The organism is Streptomyces bullii (assembly GCF_042657145.1).
In the GTDB taxonomy this organism is placed as follows: Bacteria; Actinomycetota; Actinomycetes; order Streptomycetales; family Streptomycetaceae; genus Streptomyces; species Streptomyces bullii.
In genome coordinates this window covers 802,772-822,538 of the sequence record NZ_JBHSNY010000001.1, presented here as the reverse complement: position 1 = coordinate 822,538, position 19,767 = coordinate 802,772, and the positions used below count along the sequence as shown (strand labels likewise).

Here is a 19,767-nt window from a genome sequence, read left to right as displayed (position 1 = left end):
GTCAACTGCGTGTCTTGACCGTAGGCCGAGGTCGCACAGCCCCTCAAGGAAACCGGAAGCCCTGCAACACGACTGCCATACGCCGTTCATGAGAGGCGGGAGCCCGGCTGAGGTCGTACGACCAAGGGCTCAGGCCGGGACCGTCTCGCGACAGGGGTCACCGCGGTCTGTGGCCCTTACGCTGGCGGGCATGACCGTCTTGGAGCCGCGCGAGACCGGAGTCGTGGACTCCGAGCAGGACGAGACCGTACTCAGCCGCTCCTATCGGGCGTTGAGCGTCGGGATCGTCTCCGTCGTCCTGTTGATCGCCTTCGAGGCGACGGCGGTGGGGACGGCGATGCCGGTCGCGGCGCGGGAGCTGGACGGGGTGTCGCTGTACGCGTTCGCGTTCTCGGGGTACTTCACGACGAGCCTGTTCGGGATGGTGCTCGCCGGTCAGTGGTCGGACCGGCGCGGGCCGCTCGGCGCGCTGACGACCGGGATCGCCTCCTTCGCGGCCGGGCTGTTGCTGTCGGGGACGGCCGGGGCGATGTGGCTGTTCATCCTGGGGCGCGCCGTTCAGGGCCTCGGCGGCGGACTGGTGATCGTCGCCCTGTACGTCGTTGTCGGACGGGCGTACCCGGAGCGGCTGCGGCCGGCGATCATGGCGGCGTTCGCGGCGAGCTGGGTCGTGCCGTCGATCGTGGGCCCGCTGGCCTCGGGCGCGGTGACCGAACACCTGGGCTGGCGCTGGGTGTTCGTGGGGATACCGGTCCTTGTCGTCTTCCCGCTGGCGCTCGCGCTGCCGCAGATACGGCGGCGGGCCGCGGGGCCCGCGGAGGGGACCGAGGAGTCCGCTGGCGGTAGTGAGAAGTCCGCGGGTGGGGGTGAGAAGTCCGCGGGCAGGACCGAGAGGTCCGCCTCCTCCGGCGGGCACCGCATCCGGCTGGCCCTGGCGATCTCCCTGGGCGCCGGGCTGTTGCAGTATGCGGCCCAGGACCTGCGCTGGTTCTCACTGCTGCCGGGTTCCGCGGGCGTCGCGCTGCTCGTCCCGGCCGTGCTCGGGCTGCTGCCGCGCGGCACCTGCCGGGCGGCCCGCGGACTGCCGTCCGTGGTGCTGCTGCGCGGGGTGGCCGCGGGGTCCTTCATCGCCGCGGAGTCCTTCGTACCGCTGATGCTCGTCACGCAGCGGGGGCTGTCCCCGACGCTGGCCGGGTTCTCGCTCGCGGCGGGCGGGGGGACGTGGGCGCTGGGGTCGTGGGTGCAGTCCCGGCCGCGGCTGGAGCCGTACCGGGAGCGGTTGATGACGGTGGGCATGCTGTTGGTCGCCGCCGCCATCGCCACGGCGCCGAGCGTGCTGATCGACGCGGTGCCGGCCTGGACGGTCGCCGTCGCCTGGGCCTTCGGCTGCTTCGGCATGGGGCTCGTCATCTCCTCCACGAGCGTGCTCCTCCTCCATCTCTCCGCCCCCGAGGAGGCCGGCACCAACTCCGCCGCGCTGCAGATCTCCGACGGCCTGTCCAACGTCCTGCTGCTGGCCGCCGGCGGAGCGGCCTTCGCCGCGCTCGGCGGCGGAACGGTGACGCACGCGGCGACGGAGACGGCGGCCGACGCGGCGTCCGGCTCCCACCCGGCGGCCTTCGCGGCGGTGTTCCTGCCGATGGCGGCGGTGGCGTTGGCGGGGGCGTGGGTGACGACCCGGGTGCGGGAGCGGTGAGGCGTAGAGCCGAGGCGGTTGTGACGTCGGTCCCACCCTCGGGGGACCCGGTGCCGTCCGCGCGTTGACACCGGTGGGCCGCCGGTAGGGTGGCCCGGTTGTCATACGTAGCCGAGCCGTCAGGCTCTCCCGACCGAGCCGTCCGACCCCCAACGGAGACCGTGACTACCACCGCCAGCTCCAGCTCCGCCTCGCACTCGCACCACCTGTCCCCGGCGTTCCCCGGCCGCGCCCCCTGGGGCACCGCCAGCAAACTGCGCGCCTGGCAGCAGGGGGCGATGGAGAAGTACATCCAGGAGCAGCCACGCGACTTCCTGGCGGTCGCCACCCCCGGCGCCGGTAAGACGACCTTCGCGCTGACGCTGGCCTCCTGGCTGCTGCACCACCATGTCGTGCAGCAGGTGACGGTGGTCGCGCCCACCGAGCACCTGAAGAAGCAGTGGGCGGAGGCGGCCGCGCGGATAGGGATCAAGCTGGACCCCGAGTACAGCGCGGGGCCGCTCGGCAAGGAGTACCACGGCGTCGCCGTGACGTACGCGGGCGTGGGCGTGCGGCCCATGCTGCACCGCAACCGCGTCGAACAGCGCAAGACCCTCGTCATCCTCGACGAGATCCACCACGCCGGTGACAGCAAGTCCTGGGGCGAGGCCTGTCTGGAGGCCTTCGAACCGGCCACCCGGCGCCTCGCCCTCACCGGTACGCCGTTCCGGTCCGACACCAACCCCATCCCGTTCGTGACGTACGAGGAGGGCGACGACGGGATCCGGAGGTCGGCCGCCGACTACACCTACGGCTACGGCTCCGCGCTCGCCGACGGCGTCGTCCGTCCCGTCATCTTCCTCTCCTACAGCGGCAACATGCGCTGGCGGACCAAGGCCGGTGACGAGATCGAGGCCCGGCTCGGCGAGCCCATGACCAAGGACGCCATCAGCCAGGCCTGGCGTACGGCGCTGGATCCGCGCGGCGACTGGATGCCCGCCGTGCTGCGCGCCGCCGACCAGCGGCTCACCGAGGTCAGGAAGGCCATCCCGGACGCGGGCGCGCTGGTCATCGCCTCGGACCAGGACTCGGCGCGTGCGTACGCCAAGCTGATCCGGGACATCACCGGGCACAAGGCGACCCTCGTGCTGTCCGACGACGCCGGCGCGTCGAAGAGGATCGACGACTTCAGCGCGAGCGACGACCGGTGGATGGTCGCCGTCCGCATGGTGTCCGAGGGCGTCGACGTGCCCCGGCTGGCGGTCGGCGTGTACGCCACCACCATCTCGACCCCGCTGTTCTTCGCACAGGCCGTCGGGCGTTTCGTACGGTCCAGGCGGCGCGGCGAGACCGCGTCCGTCTTCCTGCCGACCGTGCCCGACCTGCTCTCCTTCGCCAACGAGATGGAGCGCGAGCGCGACCACGTCCTCGACAAGCCGAAGAAGGACGGCGAGGAGGACCCGTACGCCGAGTCCGAGAAGGAGATGGAGGAGGCGAACCGGGAGCAGGACGAGGACACCGGCGAGCAGGACATGCTCCCCTTCGAGGCGCTGGAGTCCGACGCCGTCTTCGACCGGGTCACGTACAACGGCGCCGAGTTCGGCATGCAGGCCCACCCGGGCAGCGAGGAGGAGCAGGACTACCTGGGGATTCCGGGGCTGCTGGAGCCCGACCAGGTCCAGCTCCTGCTCCAGAAGCGGCAGGCCCGGCAGATCGCGCACAGCCGGAAGAAGCCGGACCAGGAGGCCGACCTGCTGGAACTGCCCGCCGAGCGGCGCCCGGTGGTCTCGCACAAGGAGATGATGGAGCTGCGTCGGCAGCTGAACACGATGGTCGGCGCGTACGTCCACCAGAGCGGCAAGCCGCACGGGGTCATCCACACCGAGCTGCGCCGCGTGTGCGGTGGGCCGCCGGCCGCCGAGGCCACGGCGGGGCAGCTGCGGCAGCGCATCGCCAAGGTGCAGGAGTGGGCGACCCGCATGCGGTGACGCCGGGACCCGGCCGCCCACGTGCCCGGGCCCGCGCACACGCCCGGGCCCACGCGTAGGAAGGGCGCGCGCGCCCGGGCTCGCGCCCCCTCCGGACCCACCCACACCCCGGCACTCGGCCGGCCCCCGCACACCCGAGCGCTCACCCCGGCCCCCCGTAGACCGAGCGCTCACCCCAGCACCCACACAACCGAGCGCTCACCCGCAACTCCGCACACCTCCCACCAGACCCGCCCACGTATCGGGACAAAGGGAAGTACTTCATCCCGGCCACCTGACCGGATTCTGGACGGAGCCTTCCGCTGAGCGAACCGGGTCGCTACTGTCCCGCTACGCACACGCCCCGTGGCAGCGCCGCCGCGGAGCGCAGCCGTGAAGCGACTGAGCCCGGAACAAGGCCGGGCCGCCAGCCGATCGGCGGCCTCTGATGCGCGTCACTGACGGGACTCGGTGACGCACCTGCCGCGCGGAGGCCGCCGACCTCACCACTAAGGAGTGGGCGTCGTGACCGCGGAGACCTCCCAGACGCTCGACCGAGGACTGCGTGTCCTGAAGCTGCTCGCCGACACGGACCACGGGCTGACCGTCACCGAGCTTTCCCACAAACTGGGCGTGAACCGGACCGTGGTGTACCGGTTGCTCGCCACGCTGGAGCAGCACGCGCTGGTCCGCCGTGACCTGGGCGGGCGTGCCCGGGTCGGCCTAGGGGTGCTGGGTCTGGGGCGCCAGGTGCATCCTCTCGTACGGGAGGCGGCGCTGCCGGCGCTCCGGTCGCTGGCCGAGGACATCGGGGCCACGGCGCACCTGACGCTGGTGGACGGGGCGGAGGCGCTGGCCGTGGCCGTCGTGGAGCCGACGTGGACGGACTACCACGTGGCGTACCGCGCCGGGTTCCGGCACCCCCTGGACCGGGGCGCGGCGGGCAAGGCGATCCTCGCGGCCCGGCACCAGCCGCTGGGGGACCCGGGATACACGCTGACCCACGGCGAGCTCGAGGCGGGGGCGTGCGGTGCGGCGGCCCCGTTGCTGGGGCTCACGGGCATCGAGGGCAGCGTCGGGGTCGTGATGCTGGCGGACGTGGTGCCCGAGCGGGTGGGGCCCCGGGTGGTGGAGGCGGCACGCGAGGTGGCCGAGGCGTTGCGCTGACGGGACGGGCCGCGCGGGCGGGGCGGGGGCGGGCCGCGCAGGGCACCGCGGCAGGACCAGCAGCCGGCCGGTCCCGACTGCACCCGGGCCAGCACCTGGCCGGTTCCGTTCCCCACGTTAGATTGATCCCGTGTTCTCTCGCCTCACGCGCCCCCAGGCCCTCGCCGTCAGTGCGGTTCCCGTCGTGGCCCTGCTCGCCACCGCGGTGTTCGCGCCGTTGCCGTTCTCGGTGGCGCAGCCGGGGCAGACGACGAACGTGCTCGGGCAGGACAAGGGCACGCAGGTGATCACGATCTCGGGTGCGCCGACGCGGAAGACGAGCGGGCAACTGCGGATGACGACCATCGTGGCGACCTCCCCCGACGTGCGCGTGACGCTCCCAAACCTCGTCGACAGCTGGTTCCGCACCGACCGGGCGGTCATGCCGCGCGACGCGGTCTACCCGAGCGGCGACAGCGTCAAGGAGATCCAGCGGCACAACGCCGAGCAGATGCGGGAGTCCCAGAACGCGGCGACGCGGGCCGCGCTCGGTTACCTCGGCCGGGACCCCGAGGACGTCAAGGTCACCCTGAAGCTCGCCGACGTCGGCGGCCCCAGCGCCGGGCTGCTGTTCTCCCTCGGCATCATCGACAAGCTGGACGGCGACGGCAGCGGCGGCGACCTCACGGGCGGACGCAACATCGCCGGAACGGGCACCATCACCGCCGACGGCACGGTCGGCGCGGTGGGCGGCGTGCCCCTGAAGACGCAGGCCGCCCGGCGTGACGGGGCGACCGTCTTCCTCGTACCGAAGGCGGAGTGCGGGGACGCGCAGGCCGAACTGCCGAAGGGCCTGCGCCTCATCCCCGTCACCACACTGAAGGGCGCGGTCAACGCCCTGGTGGCCCTGGAGACCGGCAAGGGCCCGGTCCCCAGCTGTTAGGGCCGCTCGTCTGGACCACGCCGCACGCGCGGGGGCCGACAAGCCGCACCCTGGTCCCGCACCGGACCAGGGCACTTGGGACCGGATGGCCGGTTCAATCCCGCTCGGAGCATCCGGAAAGCGCGTGTCGCAGGGCCGTGTGACGGTCGACCAGCGGCACGGCCTGCTGCCTCACGCCGTTCCGTGTCTGCCCGCCACTCGCAGAAGGGTTCCGCCATCGGCAACAGCGCGATGACGATGGTCACGAACGAGAACGGGGCCCCGTTCCTAGCCCCCTAAGGGCACGGCCGCCGCCGGGCGGGGCGTGGTGGCCAGGCGCAGGCCGAGTTCCACGAGGGTCCAGCCGAGGCGGGCGCGGAGGTCGTACGGGCGTTTGGGGCCGGCGGCGTCGAGGGCCGCGGCGCGGAGTTCCGCCGCGCGGGCGTGGTGCAGGGCCAGGTGGATGTCCGGGTGCATCTCAGTCCGTCCTGATCGGGAAGGCGTGGGTGTGGATACGGACCTGCTCGGCGCCGGGGGTGTCCTCGGCGGCCGCGCGGTCGCGGAAGGTGTCGACCAGCGCGTGCATCTGCTCGATGAGCTCGCGCGTCAGGTCGGGCGTCAGCCGCAGCGTCGCGCTGCTCATGTCCCAGACGTGGTTCCACTCCTCGGGCCATGAGTCGCGGCTGCCCAGCCAGGTCGACAGTTCCCTGGTCTGCGTGGTGGCGACCTCGTGCAGGTACAGGTCCGCCGCTCCGCGCACGGCCGGGTCCTGGTCGGTGAGCAGGGAGTCGTCGAAGCGCAGGCCGTGGTGGACCGCCTTCCACCACCGCTCCCGCCCCTTGCCCAGTTCGGGCGCGTCCTCGACGAAGCCGTACTCGGCGAGCTGGCGCAGGTGGTAGCTGGTGGCGCCGCTGGACTCGCCCAGCCGCTCGGCCAGTTGCGAGGCGGTGGCCGGACCGGCGAACCGCAGGGCGTCCAACAGCTGCATGCGCAGGGGATGCGCGAGTCCGCGCAGGGAACGCGCGTCGAGTTCTCTCACTTGGGGGTTCCGGGGCTCACTCACCATGCAAAGGTATCCTTGCAAAGGAACCATTGCAAGCGTTTCTTTGCAACGTGCGCCATCCCCGCCCCGCCCGGACGGCACCGCTCCCGCCCCTACCCCTCCCTCACGAACCCCTCCGCCACCAGCCAGTCCAGCGCCACCTGGTGCGGGTCCTCCCCGGCCACGTCCACCTTCGCGTTCAGCGTCCGGGCCACGTCGTTGTCGAGCTTCCTGGTGATCGGGTCCAGCACGCCCGCGATCGCCGGCCACTTCTCCAGGGTCCGGGAGTTGACCATCGGGGCGGCGTTGTAGTTGGGGAAGAACTTCTTGTCGTCCTCCATCACGGCCAGGTTCATCGACTTGATGCGCCCGTCGGTCGTGAACACCTCGCCGTAGGTGCAACTCCCCTTCGCCGCCTGGGTGTAGATGATCCCGGTGTCCATCTGCGTGATGTACTTCGCCGGCACACTCATCCCGTACGCCTTCTGCATGCCAGGCAGCCCGTCCGCCCGGTTGGCGAACTCGCCCTCCACGCACAGCGTCACGGCAGCGGGGTCGGACTTCGCCAGTGCGGCCACGTCCGTCAGGGTCCGCGTGCCGTACTTCCTCGCGTTCGCCTGGTTCGTCGCCAGGGCGTAGGTGTTGTTCAGCGAGGCGGGCTCCAGCCACGTCAGCCCGTTGCGCGCGTCGGCCCGGCGCACCGCATCCCACTGCTCGCGCGGGTCGGGGATGGGCTCGCTGCGGCCCAGGTAGGTGATCCAGGCCGTGCCCGTGTACTCGTACCCGGCGTCGGCGTCGCCCTTCCTGACCGCCTCGCGACTGCCGATGGAGCCCTGGATGCCGGTGCGGTCCAGCACCTGCGCACCGGCCGCCTCGAAGGCGATGCCCATGATCGCGCCCAGGATGAGCTGCTCGGTGAACGACTTGGACGTCACCGTCAGCCGCGCGCCCTTCAGCGGTTCGCCCCGCCCGATCGAGCCCGGCCGTACGTCGTCGGCCATGGGGGAACCGCTGGTCAGGCCGCAGCCGGTGGCCGCCGGGAAAACTCCCGCCACCAGCACGGCTCCCGCGGCCAGCAGGCCCGTACGCCGTCTCATGCCTCCAGCCCCCTCGGCCGCAGCAGCAGTTCGGCCAGCGAGGCCAGCCAGTCCACCAGCAACGCCAGCACGACCGTGAGGATCGAGCCGAGCACCAGCACCGGCATGCGCTGGTTGGTGATGCCGGTGGTGATGAGCACGCCGAGGCCGCCGCCCCCGCCGAAGGTCGCCAGGGTCGCCGTACCGACGTTCAGGACCAGGGCCGTGCGCACGCCCGCCAGGATCAGCGGGACCGCCAGGGGCAGTTCCACCCGCGCCAGCACGCCCAGCGGGGACATGCCGATGCCGCGGGCCGCCTCCAGCAGTGTCGGATCGTTGGCGTTCAGGCCCGTGATCGTGTTCGACAGCACCGGCAGGACGGCGTAGGCGATGATGCCGACGAGGGCGGCCCTGCGGCCGATGCCCAGCCAGATGACCAGCAGGGCCAGCAGACCGATCGCCGGGGTCGCCTGGCCGATGTTGGCGAGGGCCATCGCGACCGGCGTGGCCTTCCGCAGCGCCCTGCGGGTCAGCAGGATGCCCAGCGGGATCGCGATGAGCAGCACGAAGAAGGTGGAGATCACGGTCAGTTCGACGTGCTGCCGCAGCGCCTTGCTGACCTGCCCGCCCGACAGGGCGTTCTCGGAGACCGGGTCCAGGTCGGCCCGCGCGAACCACAGCCAGGTCGCCAGCAGGACGGCGATCAGCACCGCCGGCAGGACGGTCAGCTTCCGCCGGCTCACCTTCCTCGCCGTCGGCTCCGCGCGGGCCGGACTCGCCTCGGCGTCCTCCAGGGCGGTCACGCCTCCCGCTCCCCTTCGACACCCTCCTGCTCGGCATGGGTTTGCGCGGCCCGCAGCTCCTCCAGATCGTGCTGGTGCTCCATCGCGTCGAGCCGGTCGGCCTCCAGCAGTTCGTGCACGGAGTTGATGAGCGTCTCCATGTCGACGACGCCGGTGTACTCGCCGCGCCACCCGGTCACCGGCACCCGCCCCGCGTTGTCGGTGAGCACCGCCTCCAGCGCGTCCCGCAGCGTGGCGTCCCGGGTCACCGTGTCGTGCACCAGTGTGCCCGCCCGCGCCAGCGAGCCCCGGGCCCGCGCCAGGTCACCGCGCCGCAGCCACTTGTAGGGCCGGCCGCGTTTGTCGAGCAGCAGGATCTCGTTCGAGCCGCTCGCCTTCAGCCGGTCGACGATCCTCGGCAGCGGGTCGTCCAAGGTCACCGTCGGGTAGTCGGTGATGCCGACGTCCCGTACCCGCGTCAGGTTCAGCCGCTTCAGCGCCGCCCCCGCACCGACGAACCCGGACACGAAGTCGTCCGCCGGGTTGGTCAGGATCGCCTCGGGCGTGTCGAACTGCGCAATGTGCGAGCGCTCGCGCAGCACCGCGATCCGGTCGCCCAGCTTGATCGCCTCGTCGAAGTCGTGGGTGACGAAGACGATCGTCTTGCGCAGCTCCTGCTGGAGCCGGATCAGCTCGTCCTGGAGGTGCTCGCGGGTGATCGGGTCCACCGCCCCGAACGGCTCGTCCATCAGCAGCACCGGCGGATCGGCGGCCAGCGCCCGGGCCACGCCCACCCGCTGCTGCTGTCCGCCGGAGAGCCGGCGCGGATAGCGGCCCCGGAACTCGCCGGGGTCAAGGCCGACCAGGTCCAGCAGCTCCTCGACCCGGCTTCGGATGCGGGACTTCGGCCAGCCGAGCATCCTCGGGACCAGGGCGATGTTCTGGGCCACCGTCATGTGCGGGAAGAGTCCGGCGGACTGGATCGCGTACCCGATCCTGCGGCGCAGCTTCACCGGGTCCATGTCGGTGACGTCCTCGCCGCCGACGCGGATGCGCCCGCCCGTCGGCTCGATCAGCCGGTTGATCATCTTGAGCGTCGTGGACTTCCCGCACCCCGAGGGGCCGACGAAGACGACGGTCTCGCCCGCCGTGATCTCCAGGGAGACGTTGTCCACGGCCGGCTGCGGACTGCCCGGGTACCGCTTGGTGAGGTTCTCCAGCTCGATGGCCGCCCCGGCGACGGGCCCGCCGGACACGCTCTCAGACACGGATCCCCCTGGGAATGGTCAGCCGCCCGATCAGGACGTACGCGGCGTCGAACAGCAGCGCCAGGACGATGATCCCGAGCGTGCCCGCCAGTACCTGGTTGAGCGCGTTCGCGCTGCCCAGCGAGGCCAGCCCGCGGAAGATGACGTTGCCGAGGCCGGGGCCGGAGGCGTACGCTGCGATGGCCGCGATGCCCATCAGCATCTGCGTCGCGACCCGGATCCCGGTCAGGATCGGCGGCCAGGCCAGCGGCAGCTCCACCCGCAGCAGCCGGGCCGGGCGCGACATGCCGATGCCCTTGGCCGCGTCCACCAGCGCCGGATCGACCCCGCGCAGTGCGACGATCGCGTTGCGCACGACCGGCAGCAGCCCGTACAGCGTCAGCGCCACCACCGTCGGCGCCACACCCAGCCCTACGACCGGGATCAGCAGACCGATCATGGCCAGCGCCGGGACGGTCAGGATCGTCGCGGTGGCGGTCGTCGCCAGGTTCCCGGCCCACTCGCTGCGGTAGGTGACCACGGCGATCAGCACGCCGAGCACGGTGGCGGCGACCATGCACTGGAAGACGGCACTGGCGTGCTGGTAGGCGTCCGCGAGCAACTGCTGGTGGCGGTTGCCCAGGTACTCCCAGAAGTCCACGTACGCTCACCTCACGGCTGTGTCTCCCGGTCTTCCGCCGCCTGCGCCGCCTGCTCGACCAGCGGGATGATCCGCGGCGGTACGGGGTTCTCCATGACGATCGCGGTGGAGGCCCGGACGATGCCATCAAAACCGACAACCCGGTCGATCACCCGCTGGAGATCGGCGTTCGAGCGGGCCACCAGCCGGCACAGCATGTCCCCGGTGCCGGTGGTGGTGTGCAGCTCCAGCACCTCCGGCACGGTCGTCAAGTGCGCCCGTACGTCCGCCCCTTGACCCTGCCGGATCTGCAGCGTGGCGAACGCGGTGACGGGGTAGCCGAGCGCCGCCGGGTCCACCTCGGGACCGAAACCGCGGATGACTCCGTTCGACTGAAGCCGGTCCAGCCGCGCCTGCACGGTGCCCCGGGCGACGCCCAGCCGCCGGGACATCTCCAGCACCCCGATCCGCGGCTCCCGCGCGAGCAGCAGGATGATCCGGCCGTCCAGATGATCGATCGCCACGACACCCTCCCAGGTGGTCATCCTGTACAGATACGCCGTCCATACGGCCGTACGACTGAGCAGATTGCCCTGTGAATACGCAAACTATTGCGCAGCTTGCCGGTCGGGGCCAGGCTGCCGTTATGACGCAGACCACACACCACACTCCCGACACGACCGCCCGGCAGGACGACCCCTTCCCGGTCAAGGGAATGGACGCGGTCGTCTTCGCCGTGGGCAACGCCAAGCAGGCGGCGCACTACTACTCCACCGCCTTCGGCATGAAGCTGGTCGCCTACTCCGGACCGGAGAACGGCAGCCGCGAGACCGCGAGCTACGTGCTGGAGAACGGCTCCGCGCGTTTCGTGTTCACCTCGGTGATCAAGCCCACCACCGACTGGGGCCGCTTCCTCGCCCGGCACGTGGCCGAGCACGGCGACGGCGTCATCGACCTCGCCGTCGAGGTCCCCGACGTGCGGGCCGCCTACGCCTACGCGCTGGAGCACGGCGCGCGGTCCGTCGCCGAGCCGTACGAGCTGAAGGACGAGCACGGCACGGTCGTCCTCGCGGCGATCGCCACGTACGGCGAGACCCGGCACACCCTGGTCGAGCGAAGCGGGTACGACGGCCCGTACCTCCCCGGTTACGCGGCCGCCGCCCCGCTCGTCGCACCGCCCGCCCGCCGCACCTTCCAGGCCATCGACCACTGCGTCGGCAACGTCGAACTCGGCCGGATGAACGAGTGGGTGGCCTTCTACAACAAGGTCATGGGCTTCACCAACATGAAGGAGTTCGTCGGCGACGACATCGCCACCGAGTACTCGGCGCTGATGTCGAAGGTCGTCGCGGACGGCACCCGCAAGGTGAAGTTCCCGATCAACGAGCCGGCGATCGCGAAGAAGAAGTCGCAGATCGACGAGTACCTGGAGTTCTACGGCGGCCCGGGCGTCCAGCACATCGCGCTGGCCACCAACGACATCGTCGCCACCGTCCGCCACATGCGCGAGCACGGCGTGCAGTTCCTGGACACCCCCGACTCGTACTACGACACGCTCGGCGAGTGGGTCGGCGAGACCCGCGTGCCCGTCGACACCCTGCGCGAGCTGAAGATCCTCGCCGACCGCGACGAGGACGGCTACCTGCTGCAGATCTTCACCAAGCCGGTCCAGGACCGCCCGACCGTCTTCTTCGAGATCATCGAACGGCACGGTTCGATGGGCTTCGGCAAGGGCAACTTCAAGGCACTGTTCGAGGCGATCGAGCGCGAGCAGGCCCGGCGCGGCAACCTGTGAGCCCGCTCCGCGTGCAACCGCCGACGGCGGGTTGAGCCTCTCCGGTCGTGCGGGTGTCACGGGGCACCCGCACGACTCGGGGGAGTGAACCGTGGACGAGCGCATCGACCTCGCGACACCGGCCGTCCGCTGGCTGTGGAAGAAGACCACGCTCAAGGAACCGACGGTGCTCCAGTCCTTCGCCTTCGACGAGGCACACCGGCACCTGTACGTGCTCCAGGTGCGGCGCGGCGGCGGCGACGCCGGCGACCTGTGCCTCAACAAGCTGGACCATGAGGGAAATCGGCTCGGCCACATGACGCTGCGCGGCTTCGGGCACGGCGTGAGCATGGGCGTCCAGCACGCCGCCGACGGCACCGTCTGGCTCTGGACCGAGGCCGACGCCAGGAACGGCTACGGCCGGGGCGTCACCCGCTTCCGCTTCTTCGACGGCGCCGTCCGCAGCGGCAAGGACGTCGCAGTCCGTCACCCGATCGAGGGCTCCACCCACAACCAGCCGTCCGTCTGCCGGGCCACCCACCGCATCGCCGTCCGCTACCGCCTCGACGGCCGCCCCCGCTACCGGATCTGGGACCTGGACGCGTTCACCGCCCGCGACTACGACCGCCCGATCGCCGACCTCCCGCAGACCGGCGCCCACCCGGATGCGCGCGTCCCCTTCCAGGGGTACGCGCTGTACGGCGACCACCTCTACCAGCTCGCCGGCAGCGCCTACGACGCCACCACCAACCCGTCCGACCGGCAGGGCAACGCCTACCTGTCCTGCCTCGACATCCGCACCGGTGCCCTGGTCCAGCAGCAGCGCACGCGGGCCGGACACTCCCTCGACTTCCGCGAGCCGGAGGGCGTGGCGATCCTGCACCGCCCCGAGCCCCGCCTGTGCGTCGGCTTCGCCTCGGGCGCCCCGGGAGCCCGGAGGTTCTCCCTGTACTACAAGCCGCAGACCCGACCGGGCCCCGTACGCTGAGCCCATGGCCAGGATCAACGACGTGGGCGGGATGCAGGGATTCGGTGCCGTCGACACCGCCGACGACGCCGAACCCTTCCACGCCGACTGGGAGGTGCGGGTCCTGGGGATCCTCAACGCCCTGCGCGACCAGGGCGTCTTCAACACCGACGAGTTCCGCGACGCGATCGAGTCGCTGCCGCCCGCCGAGTACCTGGCGACCTCCTACTACGAGCGGTGGTTCAAGGCGATCTGCGCGCTCCTGGAACGCAAGGGCGTCATCGGGCCGGGTGAGCTGGATGACTGACCGCTTCCCGCCCGGCACCCGGGTGCGGACCTACCGCCACGACCCGCCGCACCACACGCGGCTGCCCCGGTACGCCCGTGGCAAGCACGGCGTCGTGGTCGAACCGGAGGGGCCGGCCCCGCTCGCGGACCTCAACGCCCAGGGCCGCGGCGACGCCCCAGTCGAGCAGATATACGCGGTCCGTTTCGCGGCCCGCGACCTGTGGGGCGAGGGCGACCACCACGTCGTACTGGACCTGTGGGAAAGCTATCTGGAAGAGGCCCCCGACGATGACCGGTGAGCACACCGACGCGACGATCGCCCGCCGGGTCCGGCGCCTGGAGACCCTACTGGAGGACAAGGGCGTGCTCTCCGGCGCGCGGCTGGACGAGATCATCGACGCGTCCCTGTCCGGCGCGTCCCCGGCGAGTGGCGCCCGGGTGGTGGCCCGCGCCTGGACCGACCCCGCCTTCAGGTCCCGCCTCCTCGCGGACGGCACGGCCGCCGTCCGCGAACTCGGTTACCTGGAGGGCTCGTACCAGCGCCTGCGGGTGGTGGAGAACACGGCGTCGGTGCACAACGTCATCGTCTGCACGCTCTGCTCCTGCTACCCGGTCCGGCTCCTCGGCCCGTCCCCCAGCTGGTACAAGTCCGAGGCCTACCGCTCCCGCGTGGTCCGCGAACCCCGCGCGGTGCTAGCCGAGTTCGGCCTGGAGCTGCCCGCCGACACCGAGATCACGGTGTGGGACTCCAGCGCGGAGAGCCGCTACATGGTGCTGCCGCGGCGCCCGCGGGGCACCGAGGGGCTGGCGGAGGACGAGCTGGCGGGCCTGGTCACCCGCAACGCGCTGATCGGCACCGCGGCGGTGTGACACCCCGAGCGGCTCACGACTCCGTGAAGTCCGGCATCTCGTCCACCGGCGGCTCGCCCAGCTCCGCCAGCACGGCCCGGGCCTCCTGCGCCCGCGACGGCGAGAAGTACGGGTTGATCCGCAGCGCCTCCTGAAGGTGCCGCCGTGCCGGCCCACGCTTGTCCAGCGCCCGCTCGATCATGCCCCGGTGGTACGCGTACAGCGCGCTGCGCACCCCGCCCCCGCGCTCCGGGTCCGTCGCCCGCACCGCGAACCGCAGCGCCTCCTCGTGCTGCCCGGCCCGGTGCAGCGCCCATCCCAGGGCGTCGGCCACCGCGATCCCGGGCTGCCGCCGCCATTCGGCCCGCAGCCGCCGCACCGCCTGCGCCGGATCCCCGTGGTCCGCCTCGAACTGCCCCAGTACGAGCTCCTCGTCGCCCCCGCCGGCGGCGGCCTTACGGACCCGTTCCCGCAGCAGGTCGTACTGCACCCCGGCCGCCTCCGCCAGTCCCAGGTGCTCGTACAACTCGCCCAGTTCCAGCGCGTACTCCGGCCGGGGCTGCCGGGCCAGGGCCGCCCGGTAGGCGTTCAGTGCCTCCGTCGTGCGGCCCAGCGCCGCCAGCGCCCTGCCCTGCCCGGCCTGCGCGGCCCGCTGGTCCGGGTCGAGGCGCACCGCCTCCTCGAAGTGCCGCAGCGCGACCTCCCGGTCGCCGCGTTCCCAGGCCAGCTGCCCGGCCCGCTCCAGGTAGGCGGCCCGCTCGGCCGGCGCCTGGGCCCGCGCCACCGCGTCGGACAGCGTGGCCGCCGCGTCCTCCCGCCAGCCCCGGTCCCGGTAGACGGCCGCGGTCCGCGCCAGGACGGCCGGCCCGGAGCGCAGTTTCGTCAGCCGGTCCAGCATCCGGCCCACCGCCTCGTGGTCGCCGAGCCCGCTGTAGGCGTCGATGAGCAGCGGGTACGTCGTCCACCGCCGGGGCGCCGCCTTCCGCGCCGCCTCGCCCCACGTACGGGCCGCGGGGAAGTCCCGGCGCGCGTTCGCCAGCGCGGCCAGCCCCGCCAGCGCGTCCGGGTTGTTGCCCGGCCGCACCCTCAGCGACGTCCGCAGCGCCTGCTCGGCCCGCGGGTAGTACTCCGGGTCCGCCAGCCGCCGCCCCTGCTCCACGTACGCCGTGCCGAGCACCGCCCAGGACCGCGCGTCCTTGGGACGTTGGCGCAGGTGCCGCTCCCGCTCGTCGATCAGCGCCGCCAGGTCCGGCAGCGCGGCCGGCACCCCGGTGGTGACCGCCGTCAGCGCCTGCGCACCCGGGGCGGGGGACGCGGGGGCCGGCGACCGCTCCCAGGGCAGCAGCACCAGCACTCCGCCGAGCGCCGCCGACCCGGCGACGAGGGCGACGAGCAGCCGCCGGCGGCCCGGCGACCGCCGCTCCTCGTCCTGGGGCGTGGCCTGCATGGCTTCTTTCTCCGTGGCCTCCATGCCGCTCACTGTGCGGCAGCGCGACGAGCGGACCTCGGCTTACGGCGGCTGCCGTACGCGGGGTTCACACCGATGGCCCCCGGTGCGAACCTGTGATCATGAGCCGTAGCGAAGCGCCCCCCGACGCAGACACGGCCGTGACCGGCGACCTCGTCGAACGACTGCGCGGCGGCCTGCCCGCCGACGCGGTCCTGACCGACCCCGACGTCACGGCCTCCTACGCCCACGACATGGCGAGCTTCTGCCCGGCCGGCACCCCGGCCGTGGTCGTCCTGCCCCGCACGGTCGAACAGGTCCAGCACGTGATGCGGACCGCCACCGCACTGCGCGTCCCGGTCGTCCCGCAGGGCGCCCGCACCGGCCTGTCCGGCGGCGCCAACGCCTCCGACGGCTGCATCGCGCTGTCCCTGACCAGGATGGACCGCATCCTGGAGATCAACCCGGTCGACCGCGTCGCCGTCGTCGAGCCGGGCGTCGTCAACGCCGCCCTCTCCCGCGCGGTCGGCGAACACGGCCTGTGCTACCCGCCGGACCCCTCCAGCTGGGAGATGTGCACCATCGGCGGCAACATCGGCACCGCGTCGGGCGGACTGTGCTGTGTGAAGTACGGCGTGACGGCCGAGTACGTCCTCGGCCTGGACGTCGTGCTGGCCGACGGACGCCTGATGTCCACCGGCCGCCGCACCGCCAAGGGCGTCGCCGGATACGACCTGACGCGCCTGTTCGTCGGCTCCGAGGGCTCCCTCGGCATCGTCGTGCGAGCCGTGCTGGCGCTGCGGCCCAAGCCGCCCGGGCAACTGGTGCTGGCGGCCGAGTTCTCCTCCGGCGCCGCCGCCTGTGACGCGGTGTGCCGGATCATGGCGGGCGGACACGTCCCGTCACTCCTCGAACTGATGGACCGTACGACCGTCAAGGCCGTCAACGACATGGCGCACATGGGTCTGCCCGAGACCACCGAGGCGCTGCTGCTGGCGGCCTTCGACACCACCGACCCGGCCGCCGACCTCGCCGCCGTCGGGGCGCTGTGCGAGGCCGCCGGCGCCACCCAGGTCGTCCCGGCCGAGGACGCGGCCGAGTCCGAACTGCTGCTCCAGGCACGGCGGTTGAGCCTTCCCGCGCTGGAGGCCGTCAAGGGCGTGACGATGATCGACGACGTGTGCGTGCCCCGGTCCCGGCTCGGCGCGCTGCTCGAAGGCGTCGAGCGGATCGCCGAGAAGTACCGGCTCACCATCGGCGTCGTCGCCCATGCGGGTGACGGCAACACCCACCCCACGGTCTGCTTCGACTCCTCGGACCCCGACGAGTCGCGCCGGGCCCGCGAGTCCTTCGACGCGATCATGGCGCTCGGCCTGGAACTGGGCGGCACCATCACCGGCGAACACGGCGTCGGCGTCCTGAAGAAGGAGTGGCTGGCCCGCGAGATCGGCCCGGTGGGCGTGGAGATGCAGCGGGCCGTCAAACAGGTCTTCGACCCGCTGGGCATCCTGAATCCGGGCAAGCTGTTCTGAACCGCGGGGCGTGCGGGCCTCACTGGGCGAGCAGCTGGGCCAGCTCCTCGTCGAGCCCCAGCCGCTCGCCCTCGGTCCCCGGCGGGACCACCCGCAGGGTGCGCTCCAGCCAGGCGGACACCGGGGCCGCCGGAGCCTCCAGCAGGGCGTCCCCGTCGGGTGAACTCAACGCCATCAGCACGACGTTCCGGCCCCGCGCCTTCGTCGGCCAGACCCGCACGTCCCCCTGCCCGCACGGCCGGAACACCCCCTCCACCAGCACGTCCCGGGCGAACGTCCAGTGCACGGGCTGCTCGTAGTCGATGTGGAAGGTGATGTGGACCGCGTACGGATCGTCGGTGCGGTAGCCGAGCCGGGCCGGCACCGGGATGCCGCGCTCCGGCGACAGGACGAGCCTCAGCTCCAGTTCCCGCTCCACCACGCTGTCCATGGTGTCGTTCCTCTCTCGTCAGGACGGGCCCACGAGGGCCGGTACGGGAGGAGAGAGCGGGATGCGCCCAGGGCATTACGCGGCTTCACGGAACTTTTTTCCAAGGGTGGGCGCGGGACTACCACATCGGTGCTCGAAAGGGGTGGGTCCTGCGGGACGGGCGGTGGGGGTTGCGCACGTCTGATAGATGTGGAGGCCCCTATTACACCCCCGAGCAGATACGGGACGACGGACATGAGCGCCCCAACCCCGGCCCCCGGTGACGACAGGCCCCGCGAAGGGTACTACCCGGACCCGTCCATTCCTGGATATGTCCGGTACTGGAACGGTGCCGCCTGGGTACCGGGCACCAGCCGACCGGCGCCCAAGGACGGCGAGTCGCTGGAACCGCCGCCCGGCGTGCGCCCGGCGCAGCCGGCCGCCTCCGTCGAGGAGACCGGTCCGCACTTCTTCGACGAGGACCCGGTCGAGGAACCGCCGGCGTCCGAGTCCCAGCACGGCAGCCGTCCGGAACCCGCGTCCGCCTGGGGCGCCGACCGCTCCCGCCAGTCCGGCTTCGGCGGCGACCAGGACCGCCGGGTGTCCTGGGGCGCCCCGCAGGGCGCGCAGAGCGCCGCACCGCGGGCGCCGCACGCGGGCGGTCCCGCCCAGCCGGGGAGCACGGCGACCACGCCTCCGGCCGACTCGGAGGCGGAAGACGCCGCTTCGGGCAGCACGTTCGTCTTCCGCAGACCGGCGGGGCAGACCGGGGGAGGGGCGGGGGAGCCCGCCGGGCACGACGACGAGGGCACCATGACCTTCCGCGCGGTCTCTCCGCACGCGGGGCAGCGGGGCGGGGCGTCCGGGTCGGGGCCCGCGGGCACGGGCCCGTCGGCAGGTGCCGGCGCCGGCGTCGGCGGTGGCGCAGGGGCGGGTGCGGGGTCCGGCGGGTCCGGCAACGGCCCGGCGCCCGCAGGGGGTTCGGCCTCCGGCTTCGTCGCCCAGGGGCAGGCCGGTGCGACCGCGTCCGCCGCGGGCGCTGCGTCGGCCGGGTTCGGTGTTCCGGGGCAGGGCGGTGCGGGCGGCTCCCAGGGTGGTTCGGCGGCCCCTGGTGCCGGTGCCGGCGGTCAAGGCGGGGCGGCGTCGGCCGGGTTCGGGGCTCCCGGCGCGGGGCGCCCCGGCTTCGGGGCCGGGAAGGCCGCCGCCGACCGGGCCGCGGCGGGGCAGGCGGGAGCCGAGGCCCCCGCGGCCGTGCCGACGGCGCTGTCCGGGCCGCAGCAGGCTCCCTCCCCGACCGTCCCTGCGCACTCCGCCGGTCCGCAGCCCGCCGCCTCCGGCGCCCCGGGCACGCCCTTGACGAGCGGCCCCGGCGGCGGTCAGTCGTCCTGGGCGCAGCAGGTGCACCGGCTGGCCGGGGCGGGCGGTGGCGAGCAGCCCGTCGCGCCCTGGAAGCCGCCGGTCGAGGACCCGTTCCAGGCGGCCGCCCGGCGTCAGGCGTCGGCGCGGCCCGCGCCGCTCGGCAAGCGGCTGACCGCCCGGCTCGTCGACACGCTCGTCGTCGCGGGCGTCACGGCCGTGGCCGCCGTCCCCCTCGGCATCAAGGCGGTCGACCACGTCAACGAGAAGATCGACGCGGCCAAGCTCTCCGGCGAGACCGTCACGGTCTGGCTGCTCGACGGCACGACGTCGGTGTACCTCGGCATCGTCCTGGCCGTCCTGCTGCTCTTCGGCGTGGTGTACGAGGTGCTGCCCACCGCCAAGTGGGGCCGCACGCTGGGCAAGAAACTGCTGGGCCTGGAGGTGCGGGACATCGAGGGCCACGAGGCGCCGGAGTTCGGCGCGGCCCTGCGCCGCTGGCTGGTCTACAGCGTCCCCGGACTCCTCGTCGTCGGGGTCGTCGGCGTCCTGTGGTGCCTGTTCGACAAGCCGTGGCGCCAGTGCTGGCACGACAAGGCCGCGCGCACGTTCGTCGCGGGCTGAGGGTGGCCGGCGAAGGGCCCGGCT

20 protein-coding genes are annotated in these 19,767 nt (G+C 72.6%); 11 read left to right on the top strand and 9 right to left on the bottom strand.

The genetic code is table 11. The features are described from left to right. Positions 1–190: 190 nt before the first annotated feature. From ACFPZJ_RS03745 to ACFPZJ_RS03730, 4 genes are all read left to right on the top strand, one after another. Positions 191–1,696, top strand: a complete 1,506-nt coding sequence (locus tag ACFPZJ_RS03745; protein WP_381017055.1) for an MFS transporter — start codon at positions 191–193, stop codon at positions 1,694–1,696. Positions 1,697–1,857: 161 nt separating this feature from the next. Further along, entirely contained in the window at positions 1,858–3,663 is a 1,806-nt protein-coding gene (locus ACFPZJ_RS03740) for a DEAD/DEAH box helicase (protein WP_381017053.1), read from the top strand. 504 nt (positions 3,664–4,167) lie between these two features. Further along, complete coding sequence (locus ACFPZJ_RS03735; RefSeq protein WP_381017051.1) at positions 4,168–4,809, top strand: IclR family transcriptional regulator; 642 nt, start codon at positions 4,168–4,170, stop codon at positions 4,807–4,809. Between the two features lie 130 nt (positions 4,810–4,939). After that, entirely contained in the window at positions 4,940–5,731 is a 792-nt protein-coding gene (locus tag ACFPZJ_RS03730) for a S16 family serine protease (RefSeq protein ID WP_381017048.1), read from the top strand. Positions 5,732–5,998: 267 nt separating this feature from the next. Here ACFPZJ_RS03730 and ACFPZJ_RS03725 read toward each other — a convergent pair whose 3' ends face one another. The 7 genes from ACFPZJ_RS03725 to ACFPZJ_RS03695 form a co-directional block, all read right to left on the bottom strand. Next, positions 5,999–6,187, bottom strand: coding sequence for a hypothetical protein (locus tag ACFPZJ_RS03725; RefSeq protein WP_381017047.1), 189 nt, complete (start codon positions 6,185–6,187; stop codon positions 5,999–6,001). A 1-nt stretch (position 6,188) separates the two neighbouring features. Then, positions 6,189–6,776, bottom strand: coding sequence for an ArsR/SmtB family transcription factor (locus ACFPZJ_RS03720; RefSeq protein ID WP_381017045.1), 588 nt, complete (start codon positions 6,774–6,776; stop codon positions 6,189–6,191). An 89-nt stretch (positions 6,777–6,865) separates the two neighbouring features. Further along, complete coding sequence (locus ACFPZJ_RS03715) at positions 6,866–7,849, bottom strand: glycine betaine ABC transporter substrate-binding protein (RefSeq protein WP_381017042.1); 984 nt, start codon at positions 7,847–7,849, stop codon at positions 6,866–6,868. Then, a complete protein-coding gene (locus tag ACFPZJ_RS03710) occupies positions 7,846–8,631 on the bottom strand; it encodes an ABC transporter permease (RefSeq protein ID WP_381017039.1) in 786 nt (261 codons plus the stop codon). The genes ACFPZJ_RS03715 and ACFPZJ_RS03710 overlap by 4 nt, the downstream gene beginning before the upstream one ends. Next, a complete protein-coding gene (locus ACFPZJ_RS03705) occupies positions 8,628–9,878 on the bottom strand; it encodes a betaine/proline/choline family ABC transporter ATP-binding protein (protein ID WP_381017036.1) in 1,251 nt (416 codons plus the stop codon). The genes ACFPZJ_RS03710 and ACFPZJ_RS03705 overlap by 4 nt, the downstream gene beginning before the upstream one ends. Beyond that, positions 9,871–10,518, bottom strand: a complete 648-nt coding sequence (locus tag ACFPZJ_RS03700) for an ABC transporter permease (RefSeq protein WP_381017034.1) — start codon at positions 10,516–10,518, stop codon at positions 9,871–9,873. Before ACFPZJ_RS03700 ends, ACFPZJ_RS03705 begins: the two co-directional genes overlap by 8 nt. Before the next feature lie 11 nt (positions 10,519–10,529). Continuing rightward, positions 10,530–11,021, bottom strand: a complete 492-nt coding sequence (locus ACFPZJ_RS03695) for an Lrp/AsnC family transcriptional regulator (RefSeq protein ID WP_381017328.1) — start codon at positions 11,019–11,021, stop codon at positions 10,530–10,532. Positions 11,022–11,143: 122 nt separating this feature from the next. Here ACFPZJ_RS03695 and hppD point away from each other — a divergent pair, with 122 nt between their 5' ends. The 5 genes from hppD to nthA all read left to right on the top strand — a co-directional run bounded on the left by hppD (position 11,144) and on the right by nthA (position 14,396). Continuing rightward, the gene (gene hppD, locus ACFPZJ_RS03690) at positions 11,144–12,292 is read left to right on the top strand and encodes a 4-hydroxyphenylpyruvate dioxygenase (protein ID WP_381017032.1); all 1,149 of its coding nucleotides are present in this window, start codon (positions 11,144–11,146) and stop codon (positions 12,290–12,292) included. Between the two features lie 91 nt (positions 12,293–12,383). Next, positions 12,384–13,259 (top strand): phage baseplate protein, encoded by an 876-nt coding sequence (locus ACFPZJ_RS03685; RefSeq protein WP_381017030.1) that lies wholly within the window; start codon positions 12,384–12,386, stop codon positions 13,257–13,259. Positions 13,260–13,263: 4 nt separating this feature from the next. Beyond that, positions 13,264–13,545 carry a hypothetical protein gene (locus ACFPZJ_RS03680; protein WP_381017027.1) on the top strand — a complete coding sequence of 94 codons (282 nt, stop codon included), beginning with the start codon at positions 13,264–13,266 and terminating at the stop codon, positions 13,543–13,545. Continuing rightward, positions 13,538–13,825: an SH3-like domain-containing protein gene (locus ACFPZJ_RS03675; RefSeq protein WP_381017024.1), complete on the top strand. Its 288-nt coding sequence runs from the start codon at positions 13,538–13,540 to the stop codon at positions 13,823–13,825. The genes ACFPZJ_RS03680 and ACFPZJ_RS03675 overlap by 8 nt, the downstream gene beginning before the upstream one ends. Then, positions 13,815–14,396 carry a nitrile hydratase subunit alpha gene (gene nthA / locus ACFPZJ_RS03670; protein ID WP_381017022.1) on the top strand — a complete coding sequence of 194 codons (582 nt, stop codon included), beginning with the start codon at positions 13,815–13,817 and terminating at the stop codon, positions 14,394–14,396. The genes ACFPZJ_RS03675 and nthA overlap by 11 nt, the downstream gene beginning before the upstream one ends. A gap of 13 nt (positions 14,397–14,409) precedes the next feature. On the opposite strand, the gene ACFPZJ_RS03665 is transcribed toward nthA, so the two are convergent. Then, positions 14,410–15,822 (bottom strand): tetratricopeptide repeat protein, encoded by a 1,413-nt coding sequence (locus tag ACFPZJ_RS03665; protein ID WP_381017325.1) that lies wholly within the window; start codon positions 15,820–15,822, stop codon positions 14,410–14,412. Between the two features lie 116 nt (positions 15,823–15,938). Here ACFPZJ_RS03665 and ACFPZJ_RS03660 point away from each other — a divergent pair, with 116 nt between their 5' ends. Then, the gene (locus tag ACFPZJ_RS03660; RefSeq protein ID WP_381017019.1) at positions 15,939–17,354 is read left to right on the top strand and encodes an FAD-binding oxidoreductase; all 1,416 of its coding nucleotides are present in this window, start codon (positions 15,939–15,941) and stop codon (positions 17,352–17,354) included. 19 nt (positions 17,355–17,373) lie between these two features. Here the strand turns inward: ACFPZJ_RS03660 and ACFPZJ_RS03655 are convergent, their stop codons facing one another. After that, positions 17,374–17,784 carry an SsgA family sporulation/cell division regulator gene (locus ACFPZJ_RS03655; protein ID WP_381017016.1) on the bottom strand — a complete coding sequence of 137 codons (411 nt, stop codon included), beginning with the start codon at positions 17,782–17,784 and terminating at the stop codon, positions 17,374–17,376. A 234-nt stretch (positions 17,785–18,018) separates the two neighbouring features. Here ACFPZJ_RS03655 and ACFPZJ_RS03650 point away from each other — a divergent pair, with 234 nt between their 5' ends. Next, on the top strand, positions 18,019–19,743 hold the full coding sequence (locus ACFPZJ_RS03650; RefSeq protein WP_381017013.1) for an RDD family protein: 1,725 nt from the start codon (positions 18,019–18,021) through the stop codon (positions 19,741–19,743). Positions 19,744–19,767 lie beyond the last annotated feature (24 nt).